The organism is Luteimonas sp. 9C (genome assembly GCF_902506295.1).
Classification (GTDB): domain Bacteria; phylum Pseudomonadota; class Gammaproteobacteria; order Xanthomonadales; family Xanthomonadaceae; genus Luteimonas.
This window is the reverse complement of the sequence record NZ_LR733312.1, coordinates 2,482,535-2,494,713: the sequence shown is the minus strand read 5'-3', so window position 1 is coordinate 2,494,713 and position 12,179 is coordinate 2,482,535. Positions and strand designations below refer to the sequence as shown.

Genomic DNA, 12,179 nt, shown 5'->3' with positions numbered 1-12,179 from the left:
GGCGCGGGTATCCTCGGCGCCAGTCCAGAACCGGCGTCCTCCGCATGCGTCTCCGCACCCCGTTCCGCCAGGCGCGTATCGCGCTGCTCGCCTGCGGCCTGCTCGTGCTCGCGGCGTGTGGTCGCGACGACGTGCGGCCGGCGCCGCCGGCCGCCGTGCAGCCGACGTCCCCTGCAGCCGTCGCGCCACGTCCGCAGCCGGTGCGCATCGGTCTCGCGCTCGGCGGGGGCGCGGCGAAAGGCTTCGCCCACATCGGCGTGATCAAGATGCTCGAAGCCAACGGCATCAAGGCCGACGTCGTCGCAGGCACCAGCGCCGGCAGCGTGGTCGGCGCGCTGTACGCCAGCGGCATGGATCCTTTCCAAATGCAGGAACGCGCCGTCGCGCTCGACGAGTCGAGCATCCGCGACGTGCGCCTGTTCTCCGGTGGTCTGGTGCAGGGCGTCGCGCTGCAGAACTACGTCAACCAGGAAGTCGGCAACCGCACGCTCGACCACATGCGCATTCCGTTCGCCGCGGTCGCGACGCGCCTGGAAACCGGCGATCGCATCGTCTTCGTGCGTGGCAACACCGGACAGGCGGTGCGCGCCTCGAGCAGCGTGCCGGGTGTGTTCGAGCCTGTGAAGATCGGTGACCGGCATTACGTCGATGGCGGCGTGGTGAGTCCGGTGCCGGTGGACGCGGCCAGGCAGCTCGGCGCCGATCTCGTGATCGCGGTCGACATCTCCAGCAAGGCCAGCGGCACGATGCCCGGCAGCATGCTCGGCATCGTCAACCAGTCGATCGCGATCATGGGCCAGAACCTCGGCCGCCAGGAACTCGCACGCGCGGAGGTGGTGATCCGGCCGCAGGTCAACGACATCGGCCCGGCGAGCTTCGAACAGCGCAATGCGGCGATCCTGCAGGGCGAACGTGCGGCGCTCGCGGCGATGCCGCAGATCCGCGCGAAGATCGCCGAGCTCGAGCGGGCACGCGCCGCAGCGCGCACGCCGGTCAAGCCGGTGGAACCCGCGCCGGTCGACATCGACTGCGGCGACAACTGGGTGCGACGTCTCAATCCGTTCGCCAAGGAACGTGCCTGTTGAGCGACCCGCGACGGCACTGACGAATGCGCGCGCGATCGCAGGCCATGTCGCATCGATGCGCATGAATGCGCAGATCGATCGTTCGGATTCACCGTAAGCGCACACCCGCAGCGGCCACACTGTGCGCGGCACGGACTCCTGCATCCGCCGCACGCCGGCGATGCCTCGCACCAGACGGACCACTTCCACGCAGTGTGTGGTGACCCGACGCTCGTTCCGTGCCGATCCGCCATCGGCCGCGCGTTACGCGTCGTCGTCCAACCATCGACTCGGTGCGGCCCGGCCGCATCCCTGCGAGGAACGACTCCATGCATCCAAACTCCCTTGCCCGGCAACTCGAAATGAGCCTGGGTACCTATCTGCCATCCGTCCTCGGCGCAGTGCTCGTCCTGATCGTCGGCCTGATCGTCGCGCTGTTCGTGCGCGGGCTGATCCGCAGCGGTCTCGGTCGCCTGCGCGTCAACGAGCGCGTCAATACGCAGACCGCGTCCCACCTCGACATCGTCAAGGTCGCGGCGTCCATCGGCTTCTGGTTCATCATCATCGTGACCCTGGTCGGCGTGTTCAGCGTGCTGCGTTTCGACGGGCTCTACGGGCCGTTCTCCGCGCTGGTGACCGAGGTGATGTTGTATCTGCCGCGGATCATCCTGGCCGGTGCGCTGGCGCTGGTGGCATGGGTGCTGGCCACGGTGCTGCGCGCCGGTATCAACCGGGTGATGGCGGCCGGGCGCTGGGACGAGAAGCTGTCCGAATCGGCGGGCGTGAAGCCGATCTCGGCCGTGCTTGGCGATGTCGTCTACTGGCTGGTGCTGCTGCTGTTCCTGCCGGCGATCGTCGGTGCGCTGCGCATCGAGGGCCTGATGGAACCGCTGACCGGCATGACCGCGCAGGTCACGCTGATGCTGCCGAACATCTTCGCCGCCGTCGTCATCGGCCTGGTCGGCTGGCTGGTCGCCAAGGTGCTGCGCGGTCTGGTGACGAACCTGCTCGCCGCGTCGGGTGTCGACCGCTTCAGCCAGCGCGAACATCTGACCGAAGGCGTGAAGCTGTCGCAGCTGGGCGGCACGCTGGCCTTCATCCTGGTCATCGTGCCGACGCTGATCGCTGCGCTCGATGCCCTGGCGATCCGGGCGATCTCCGAGCCGGCGAGCGACATGCTCGGCCTGTTCCTGGTCGCGATTCCGAACATCCTCGCCGCTGCGGTGATCCTGATCGCCGCCTGGTATCTGGGTCGCTTCGTGGCCGGGCTGCTGACCCGACTGCTGGAGAACCTGGGCTTCGATGGCCTGCCGGCACGTCTGGGTCTGGGCCATCTCTTTGCGCCTGCGCCGGTGACGTCCACGACGCAGGCGCCGGTCGATGCCGCGCTGGCGACGGCCGATCCAGTGGCTGCCGCCGGCACGCCCGAGCCGGGTCTGCCGATCGGCACGACGCATACGCCGCCGATCGACGACACGCGCCGTCCCGCCGGTCTGTCTGCCTTCGTCGGCCGCGTGGCGCTGTTCTTCATCATGCTGTTCGCCACCGTCGAAGCGGCGCACCGACTCGGCTTCACCGGTGTGCGCGATCTGCTGGCCACCTTCATCGCGTTCGGCGGCGACATCCTGCTGGGTGCGGTGATCCTGGTCGTCGGCTACTGGCTGGCGGATCTGGCGGCGCGTGCGATCGAACGCGCGAATCCGGATCGCAGCGCCGGCCTGTCGCGGATCGCGCGCGTCGCGATCCTCGGCCTGGTGATCGCGATGGGTCTGCGTGCGATGGGTATTGCCGACGACATCGTCAACCTGGCCTTCGGTCTGGTGCTGGGGGCGGTGGCTGTGGCCACGGCGCTGGCTTTCGGCCTCGGTGGCCGCGAAGCGGCCGGTCGGGTCGCGGATCGCTGGGCGAAGGGGTATCTCGAGCGTCGTCGCGACGACGAACGCCTGCCCTGACGGGGCGTCTGGTCTGATGCAATCGGAAGGCCCGCCTTGATGGCGGGCCTTTTTTTTCCACGTGGGGATGCCTGCGCCGCGTCTGCGCGCGTAACGGGATCGCCGGCGCACGCTGTGTCGCGACTGCACCGACGCGGCGGATGAGGATGTCTCAAGGGGGCATGTCGTCGCGGATGCGCAGGAACCGGGCGAAGCGCGGCAATCCCGTCGACGTCAGGCCGTTGTAGCGATAGGTGACCCAGCTGCCGAGCGGCGGCGGATCGGCGCGTTGCGCATCGGTGAAGCCGGTCCCGATGCGGAACCGGCGACCGTCGTGATGTTCGACCACCAGGGCGCCGAGCATGCCGGTGTATTTGCCCTTGCCGGGCGCGTGCGCGAGCACGCGTGCTTCGGCATCGTCGTGCGGTTTCAGCTTGAGCAGGGCGTTGCTGCGGCCGATGCCGTAGCGCGCGTCGGCGTGATGCAGCATCAGCCCTTCGCCGCCAGCCGCGACCACCTGCGCGAGGCGCGCATCGAGCGCGGCGCGTGACGCGAGGCGTGTCTGCTCGACCATGCGCAGCCGCGGATGCGCGGCCCGGTCCACCAGCGTCCGCATCGCGGCGACGCGCGCGGCGAACGTGCCCGTGTGCGCGGGGAGGTCGAAGACCATGAAACGCACGGCCCGCCAGTCCGCCGGATCGGGCCGGCTGCTCCGTGCGATACCGCTGACGACATCGAAGCGGCCGCGCGCGATCCACAGTTCGCCGTCCATCGGTGTCGACGGCCAACCCTGCACGAACGCGGGCGGCGTCGCGATGCGATGGCCGCCGCGCGTCCACAGCGCGCGTCCATCCCAGCGTGCGCGCACGCCATCGAGTTTTTCGCTGACGAAGTACGCCGGCACGTCGATCGGCGCGGTGCCGAGATCGCGGGCGAGCATCAGCGCCGGCGGCGCCGGCGTGGTGGCCTGCAGCGCGCCGGACACTGCGCACAGCAGCAGGAACAGCAGCGCGGTGACCGGGCTGCGGGGTGTGGCGTGGATGGGCATCGCCGGACTCCGGCCAGGGAGGGCGACCAGCGTGCGATGCAGCCGGCATCAGCAGGATTGCGGAAGCACGCGACGGGCCGTCGGCGGGGCGGCCAATGGGCTGTCGGAAGCGGGGAGGTCGCTGCTGGGACGGCGCCTGCGCGACTCATCGCGACCCAGCACGTCTCCCGTTGCGAGCGCGCCTACCCCGGGGACCGGATCCGGGCGCGTTGTGCGAAGCGCGTCGGGCGAGGGTGTGCGCTTGAGCGACGGACGCCGTTGTCTACACGTGCTCGAACGCAGTGGTTCCGCGAGGGGCCCACCCGCACCCCACCATCGGCGTCCGCCGATGGTCCCCCCCTCTCCCGCTGGGGGAGAGGGGCATTGGAATCTTCCGCCGTGGGCGGAAGACGACTTTTAGAAGGGCAGCGCCAGATCGGGATCGATCACCAGCAACTGCGCGCGGAAGGTCTGCTGGATGCGCACCAGTGCGTCGCGGGTGTCGGCGTCGAAGCGCAGCACCAGCACCGGCGTGGTGTTCGACGCGCGCACCAGCCCCCAGCCGTCCGGCCAGTCGGCGCGCACGCCATCGATCGTCGACAGGCGCGCGCCGTCGAATGCGGACTCGGCCTGCACACGGGCGACGAAGCTGTGCGGATCGTCGCTGGGCGCCGGCACCTTGATCTCGGGCGTGGAGATGCCGTTGGGCAGCGCGGTGAGCACCGCCGACGGGTCGTCGTCGAGCGCCAGGATCTCGAGCAGGCGCGCGGCGGCATAGATGCCGTCGTCGAAGCCGTACCAGCGCTCGGCGAAGAAGAAGTGGCCGCTCATCTCGCCGGCCAGTTCGGCGCCGGTCTCGCGCATCTTGGCCTTGATCAGCGAATGCCCGGTCTTCCACATCAGCGGACTGCCGCCGTGGCGCAGCACGTGGCCGGGCAGGCGACCGGTGCACTTCACGTCGAAGACGATCATCGCGCCCGGGTTGCGTTCCAGCACGTCGGCGGCGAACAGCATCAGCAGGCGGTCGGCGAAGATATGCTCGCCGTCCTTGGTGACCAAGCCGAGGCGGTCGCCGTCGCCGTCGAACGCGATGCCCAGGTCCGCGTCGAAGCGCTGCACCGTGCGCACCAGATCCTGCAGATTCTCCGGCTCGCTCGGGTCGGGATGGTGGTTGGGGAACGTGCCGTCGATGTCGCAGTACAGCGGCACCACTTCCGCGCCGATCGCTTCCAGCACGCGCGGACCGAGCTCACCGGCCGCACCGTTGCCTGCGTCGACGACGATCTTCAGCGGCCGCGCGATCTGGATGTCGTCGGCGATGCGCCGCACGTAGTCCTCGCTGATGTCGCGCTCCGACACCGCGCCCGGCTGCGGCGCCGTGTGCAGGCGATCGTCGGCGACGCGCGTGTGCAGGTCGGTGATCGCCTCGCCCGACAGCGTCTCGCCGCCGACGACGATCTTGAAACCGTTGTAGTCGGGCGGGTTGTGGCTGCCGGTCACCGAGATGCAGCAGCCGGTGCGCAGGTGATACGCGCCGAAGTAGATCAGCGGTGTCGGCGCCAGGCCGATGTCGATGACGTTGCGGCCGGCCTTGCGCAGACCGGCGATCAGGCCGGCGACGAGGTCCGGACCCGACAGGCGGCCGTCACGGCCGACGACGATGTCGGCCAGATCCTGCTCGCGCATCAGTGAGCCGACCGCCTGGCCGATCAGTTCGGCGACGCCCGCATCGAGCGTCGTGCCGACCACGCCGCGGATGTCGTAGGCGCGGAAGATCGACGGATTCAGCACCACCGAAGACGGCGTGGCCTTCTTCTTCGGCGCGTCGCTGCGCACCGGCACCGGTGGCGGCGCGGCGCCGTCTTCGCCTTCGGCGGCCTCTGCCGGCGCGCGCAGCGCCTCGGCGAACGTCGGCGTGGTGTCCTCGGCCCGGATCACAGACCCGGCGCCGCGCGGCAGGCGGAATACGACCACCGCCAGCAGCAGGCACAGGCCCGCACCGGCGAGCAGCGGGATCGCGGCCAGGCCGAACAGCGGCGCGTCGACGCGCGGTACCGCGGCGGCGATGCGCAGCGGCGTGCCGGCAATCGGCTGGGCCATCCGCGCGGCCACGTTGGACAGGCTTTCGTCGCCGCGTGCCAGCAACGTGTGGTTGCCCTGGCGCAGCGCGAGATAGGTCGCGCCGTCCAGCGGCGCGGCCTCGAGGCCGGCGGTCGCCAGCGCCAGCGGCAGCTGGGCGAGCGCCACACCCGCCAGGCGCGTACCGGCACGCGCGGGCGCGGCGATCAGCACGCGCGGCGCGCCGTCGATCTGGGCGATGGTGAGCACCGCCCGGTCTTCGACCACCGCCGCTTCGAGCGCGGACAGGCGGCCGAAGCCGCCGGTCTCGACGCCCGCGTAGGCGTCCTTGAGGTCGGCCGGCACGATCACGGCGGCCTCGAGCTGCGGCCAGTCGGCGGCGAGCGCCCGGCCGGCGGCATCGAGATCGCCTGCGCCCAGCGCGCGCTGCACGGCGGCGTCGGCGAGACGCGTGTCCATGCGCGCGAGTTCGGCGCCGAGCGATTGCCGCGTCGCCGCGACCGCGGCATCGCGCCCCTGTTCGGCGGCCGTCGTGCGTTGTCCGCCGCGCAGCTGTTGCCAGCCGCTCCAGGCGAACCACAGCGCCAGCACCACCAGCAGCACGGCCAGCAATGGCGCGGCCTGGCGCAGCTGCGCCAGCACTGCACCCGCCTGTCGCGGTTCCTTCTCGCTCATCTGCACTCCCCGTCAGCGCACGCCGGAATGGCCGAACCCCCCGGCCCCGCGCGTGCTCTCGACGAAAGTATCCACCACATTCAGGGTCGCCCGCACGACCGGAAGCATGACCAGCTGCGCAATCCGGTCGCCCGGTTCGATCGTGAAGGCGTCCTTGCCCCGGTGCCAGACGCTGATCATCAACGGCCCCTGGTAGTCGGCATCGATCAGACCGGTGCCGTTGCCGAGCACGATGCCGTGCTTGTGGCCCAGGCCCGAGCGCGGCAACACCATGGCGCACAGGCCGGGATCGCCGATGTGGATCGACAGCCCCGACGGCACCAGCGACACATCGCCGGGCAGCAAGGTCAGCGGTTCGTCTAGCGCGGCGCGCAGATCGAGGCCCGCGCTGCCGTCGGTGGCGTAGGCCGGCAGCGGCCATTGCTGGCCGAAGCGCGCGTCGAGGATGCGGATGTCGAGGATGTGGTGGGACATGGCGTGACTCATCTTGGATCCGGGTGGAGGCGGGCGGCGACCAGCGCGACCAGACGGTCGGCGACGTCGGTCTTGGGCGCGGGTCCCAGCTGGACGTGGCCGGCAGCGTCGTGGACCAGCAGCGTGTTCGCGTCGCTCTCGAAACCGCTGCCGGGGATGCCGACGCGGTTGGCGGCGATCAGGTCGACGCGCTTGGCGGCGAGCTTGGCGCGGGCGTGGGTCTCGACGTCGTCGGTCTCCGCCGCGAAGCCGACGACCAGCCGGGGGCGCGGGTGGGCTCGGGCGACGTCGGCCAGGATGTCGCGCGTGCGCACCAGATGCAGGTCCAGGCCGTCTTCGCCGGGCCGCTTCTTGATCTTCGAAGGCGCGACCTGCGCCGGGGTGAAGTCCGCGACCGCGGCGGCGCCGATGTAGACATCGGCCGGCAGGGCCTCGAACACCGCGGCATGCAGCTGCGCGGCCGAGCGCACGTCGATGCGCTGCACGCCGTCGGGGGTTGGCAGATGCACCGGCCCGGCGATCAGCACCACCTCCGCGCCGGCGCGCTGCGCGGCCGCGGCGATCGCGAAGCCCATCTTGCCGCTGCTGCGGTTGCCGAGAAACCGCACCGGATCGAGATCCTCGAACGTCGGACCGGCGGTGACCAGCACCCGGCAGCCGGCGAGCGCGTCGCTCATGCCGGCAACGCGGCGACGATCGCCTGCGGCTCGGCGAGACGGCCGGGACCGGATTCGCCTTCGGCCAGTGGTCCGTCCACGGGCCCGATCACCTGTACGCCGCGCGCGCCCAGCAGCGCCATGTTCGCCTGCGTCGCCGGATGCAGCCACATGCGGTGGTTCATCGCGGGGCACACGGTCAGCGGCGCGGTCGTCGCCAGGCACAACGTGGTCACGAGGTTGTCGGCAAAGCCATTCGCGAGTTTGGCCAGCGTGTTCGCCGTCGCCGGTGCCACGACCACGCGGGTCGCCCAGCGCGCGAGTTCGATGTGCCCCATCGCCGCTTCCGCGCCCGGGTCCCACAAGGTGGTCCGCACGGCGTTGTGCGAGACGGCCTGGAACGTCGTGGCGGAGACGAACTGCTGCGCGCTGTCGGTCATCGCCACGCGGACTTCCGCGCCGGCGTCGCGCAGGCGGCGGACGAGGTCGGCGGCCTTGTAGGCGGCGATGCCGCCGCAGACGCACAGCAGGATGCGCTGCCCGTGCAGCGGGGTCGATACGGCGCCCATCGTCGGCGAAGTCCTACCGGAAAACCGGCCGACAGCTTACCCGATGCCATGTGCGCAGCCGCTGCCGGCGCGGCCCTGGACGCGCTGCAATGGCCGCCTCGCCGATGCGGACGCGGCGCGCATCCTTCCCCTGGGACGCGACGCGCCCCATCGGCGTTCTGCCCGGAGCGCACATGCACATCCGCGAATGGCCGGCCGGCGAACGGCCGCGCGAGAAACTGCTGGGCCAGGGCGCCACGGCGCTGTCGGATGCCGAACTGCTGGCGATCTTCCTCGGGTCGGGGCTGCGCGGGCAGGATGCGGTGGCGACCGCGCGGCACTTGCTCACCACGCATGGTCCGCTGCGCACACTGATCGAACGCGGCGCGGCCGGACTCGCCGCCTTGCCCGGCCTCGGCCCCGCACGCGCCTGCGCGCTGACGGCCGCGCTCGAACTCGGCAACCGCGTGCTCGCCGCCGATCTCGCCCGCGGCGAGGCCATGACCGACCCGGCGGCCGCGGGTCGCTATTTCTCGCAGCGTCTGCGCGGTTTCGCCCACGAGGTGTTCGCGGTGCTGTTCCTCGACACGCGCCACCGCGCACTCGCGTTCGAGGAGCTGTTCCGCGGCACCATCGACGGCGCCGAAGTGCATCCGCGCGAAGTCGTGCGGCGCGCGCTGGCGCACAACGCGGCGGCGGTGATCGTGGGCCACAACCACCCCAGCGGCAGCCGCGAATCCAGCGCCGCCGACCGCGCCGTCACCGCGCAGCTCAAGCAGGCGCTGTCGCTGGTGGACGTGCGACTGCTCGATCATTTCGTCGTCGGCGACGGCGCCGCGGTGTCGCTCGCGGCCCGCGGCTGGGTCTGACCGGGAACGGCGCAACGCGGCCCGCACGCGCGCTGCCGCGCTTCCGACCACGCGCTGCTGCACGGCCGTTCCAGCTTGGCGGCATCCGGTCGCCGCCGCACACTGGCGCCATGTCGACCCTCCCGATCGAATCCACCGCGCCCTGTCCCTGCGGCCGCGCCCGCCCCTACGCCGACTGCTGCAAGCCGCTGCACGACGGCGCGGCCGCGCCGGACGCCGAAGCGCTGATGCGTTCGCGTTACGTCGCCTATGTGCAGCGCGACGCGGATTACCTGCGCGCGAGCTGGCACGCGTCAACACGTCCGGACAATCTCGGCTTCGACGATCCGCAACCGGTGTGGCTCGGCCTCGATATCAAGGCGCACGACGTCCTCGATGCCGACCACGCGGAAGTCGCGTTCGTCGCGAAGTACCGCATGGGCGGCGGCAGCGTGGTGCGCATGCGCGAGCGCAGCCGCTTCGTGCGCGAGGCCGGACGCTGGGTCTACGTCGACGGCGACGTCGGCTGAGCGCACCGTGAAACCGGCGCCGCGTCGGAGATGCGCCGGCCACACCGGCTCGTGCACAGTGGGCGCCCCGCACGTGCAGGCCGCCCGTATGTCCCGTCTCCCGACGCACCGTGTTTCCAAGCCCGCGCGTCTCGCGCTGACCGGTCTGCTGCTCTGCGCAGGCACGGCGGCCGCGCAGACCGCCACGACCCCCGCGCCTGCGGCGGCCCCGGCCTACGACGCCGCCGCGTTCGCGCGCTGCATCACCGGCATCCGCAGCGACGCGGCCAAGGCCGGTATTCCGCAGGCGGCGTTCGACGCGCTTGCCGACGTGACGCCGGACATGACCGTGCTGCCGCTGCTCGATTCGCAGCCCGAATTCACCACGCCGCTGTGGGATTACCTCGCCGGCCTGGTCGACGACGAACGCGTGGCAGATGGCCGCGCGCGCCTGGTCGAGCACCGCGCGCTGCTCGATCGCGTCGCCGCGCAGTACGGGGTCGATGCCGAAACCGTGGTCGCGATCTGGGGCGTGGAGAGCGATTACGGCCGCATCGCCGGCAAGCGGCCGCTGCGCGTGTCGCTGGCGACATTGGCCTGCAACGGGCGCCGCCAGCCGTTCTTCCGCAGCGAGTTCGTCGCCCTGCTCAAGCTGATGCACGACGGCGACCTGCGCAACCGCGACACCACCGGCTCCTGGGCCGGCGCGTTCGGGCATACGCAGTTCATGCCCAGCACCTATGCGCGCATCGCGGTCGATTTCGACGGCGACGGCCGCCGCGATCTGGTCGACAGCATTCCCGATGCGCTGGCGTCGACGGCGAACTACCTCAAGCGTTCGCGCGCGGGCTGGAAGTCGGGCCAGCCCTGGGGGTACGAGGTCACACTGCCGGCCGGCTTCGACGCCGCGCAGGCCGGCCGCACCAGTCGCCGGACCGTCGCCGACTGGACCGCGCGCGGCATCACGCGTGTCGACGGCGGCGCACTGCCGGCCGGCAGCACGCCGGCCGCGATCCTCGTGCCGACCGGGGTCAAAGGCCCGGCCTTCATGGTCTTCAGCAACTACGACGCGATCTACAGCTACAACGCCGCCGAGAGCTACGCGCTGGCGATCGCGACGCTGGCCGATCGCCTACGTGGCGGCAGCGGCCTGCAGACGCCATGGCCGACCGACGATCCGGGCCTGTCGCGTGCGCAGCGTCGTGAACTGCAGACGCTGCTGCTCGCGCGTGGCCATGCGATCGGCGAGGTCGACGGCATGATCGGCACGGCGACGCGACGTGCGATCCAGGCCGAGCAGCGGCGCATCGGCCTGACGCCCGACGACGGCCGCGCCGGCGTGCGCATTCTCGATGCGTTGAAGACGGGGCGCTGAGCGCCTGGGAGCGGCCTCGAACCGTGATGCACGTCGCGGTCCCATCTCCTGACCTCGGGTTCCCACCAGCTGGCGCGGCGGCGGTGCACGCCTAGAGTCGGGGTGACTCGAACCGATCGACGGAGCACCCCATGAGCGATGGCAGCGACGGCGCAGGCGGCGTCGGCAATGGTGGACGCAGCAGTGGCGCGGATACAGCCGCTTCGGCCAGCGATGCACTCGGCGCGGCCGCCGATGCACTCGGCAGCGCGGTCGATGTCGCGGTCGATTCGCTGAGTGCCGCAATCGGCACCGCGCTCGGAACTGCGACCGACGCGCTCGGACTCGACAACGCGCTCGACGGCCTGGCGAACGCGCTGGGCATCGATGCGAAAGATCTGCAGGGCATCGTCGGTGCTGCGGTCGTCGGCATGCTCACCGGCGGCCTGCCGGGCGCGGTCATGGGCGTGGTCAACGGTCTCGTCGGCGGCAGCCTGACCGAAGCCGCGCGCGGCGCGATCGCCGCCAACCTGCCGGCCGGCATGCAGCCCTTGGCGAACCTGGCGCTCGACCAGTTCGCGGGTCGCATTCCCGGTGCGAACGTGTCGGTGCAGGACGCGCTCGCCGGGCTCGCCAGCGGCGCACTGACCAACGGTCGCGCGCCGGACGTCGGCGACATCGGCGCGATCGCGCGATCGCTGACCGATGTGCAGTCGGCCGCGCGCGGGCTGTTCGATGGCGTCACGCGCGGGGACTTCTCGAGCGCTGCCGAGGCGGCGTCGACGATCGACCGTGCGCTCGGCGGCCAGCTCGGGCAGGCGCGCGACATCGCCGGCGGCATCGCCGACACGTTGTCGAGCGGTCGCGCCGCCTACGCCGATGGCGGCCATGGCGATTTCGGCAACGCCGTCGAGCAACTCGCCATGGACGTCACCCGCCTCGTCGCCAGCCGCCGCTGAAGCGCGTTTGCGACGCGGTCGGTGATCTGCGACGGTCGACGCTCCATCGGGACGG

Annotated in this window: 9 protein-coding genes and 1 pseudogene; 6 read left to right on the top strand and 4 right to left on the bottom strand. The window is 71.3% G+C overall.

All coding sequences use genetic code 11. The features are described from left to right. Positions 1–44: 44 nt before the first annotated feature. Positions 45–1,085 carry a patatin-like phospholipase family protein gene (locus tag CURTO8I2_RS11405; RefSeq protein ID WP_159681189.1) on the top strand — a complete coding sequence of 347 codons (1,041 nt, stop codon included), beginning with the start codon at positions 45–47 and terminating at the stop codon, positions 1,083–1,085. A gap of 308 nt (positions 1,086–1,393) precedes the next feature. Beyond that, on the top strand, positions 1,394–3,016 hold the full coding sequence (locus CURTO8I2_RS11400; RefSeq protein WP_159681188.1) for a mechanosensitive ion channel: 1,623 nt from the start codon (positions 1,394–1,396) through the stop codon (positions 3,014–3,016). 151 nt (positions 3,017–3,167) lie between these two features. On the opposite strand, the gene CURTO8I2_RS11395 is transcribed toward CURTO8I2_RS11400, so the two are convergent. The 4 genes and pseudogenes from CURTO8I2_RS11395 to coaBC all read right to left on the bottom strand — a co-directional run bounded on the left by CURTO8I2_RS11395 (position 3,168) and on the right by coaBC (position 8,475). After that, positions 3,168–4,043, bottom strand: a complete 876-nt coding sequence (locus tag CURTO8I2_RS11395; protein WP_159681187.1) for a DNA ligase — start codon at positions 4,041–4,043, stop codon at positions 3,168–3,170. Between the two features lie 396 nt (positions 4,044–4,439). Further along, positions 4,440–6,776 (bottom strand): phosphomannomutase/phosphoglucomutase, encoded by a 2,337-nt coding sequence (locus CURTO8I2_RS11390; RefSeq protein ID WP_159681186.1) that lies wholly within the window; start codon positions 6,774–6,776, stop codon positions 4,440–4,442. A gap of 12 nt (positions 6,777–6,788) precedes the next feature. Further along, complete coding sequence (gene dut, locus CURTO8I2_RS11385) at positions 6,789–7,250, bottom strand: dUTP diphosphatase (protein ID WP_159681185.1); 462 nt, start codon at positions 7,248–7,250, stop codon at positions 6,789–6,791. Positions 7,251–7,258: 8 nt separating this feature from the next. After that, positions 7,259–8,475, bottom strand: a pseudogene (gene coaBC, locus CURTO8I2_RS11380) (bifunctional phosphopantothenoylcysteine decarboxylase/phosphopantothenate--cysteine ligase CoaBC). Positions 8,476–8,648: 173 nt separating this feature from the next. Here coaBC and radC point away from each other — a divergent pair. The 4 genes from radC (at position 8,649) to CURTO8I2_RS11360 (ending at position 12,124) form a co-directional block, all read left to right on the top strand. Then, positions 8,649–9,323, top strand: a complete 675-nt coding sequence (gene radC / locus CURTO8I2_RS11375) for a DNA repair protein RadC (protein ID WP_159681184.1) — start codon at positions 8,649–8,651, stop codon at positions 9,321–9,323. Between the two features lie 110 nt (positions 9,324–9,433). Beyond that, positions 9,434–9,832: a YchJ family metal-binding protein gene (locus CURTO8I2_RS11370; protein WP_159681183.1), complete on the top strand. Its 399-nt coding sequence runs from the start codon at positions 9,434–9,436 to the stop codon at positions 9,830–9,832. Positions 9,833–9,920: 88 nt separating this feature from the next. Continuing rightward, positions 9,921–11,186 (top strand): lytic murein transglycosylase, encoded by a 1,266-nt coding sequence (locus tag CURTO8I2_RS11365; protein WP_159681182.1) that lies wholly within the window; start codon positions 9,921–9,923, stop codon positions 11,184–11,186. Between the two features lie 131 nt (positions 11,187–11,317). Further along, positions 11,318–12,124 (top strand): hypothetical protein, encoded by an 807-nt coding sequence (locus CURTO8I2_RS11360; protein ID WP_159681181.1) that lies wholly within the window; start codon positions 11,318–11,320, stop codon positions 12,122–12,124. The last annotated feature ends 55 nt before the right edge of the window (positions 12,125–12,179 follow it).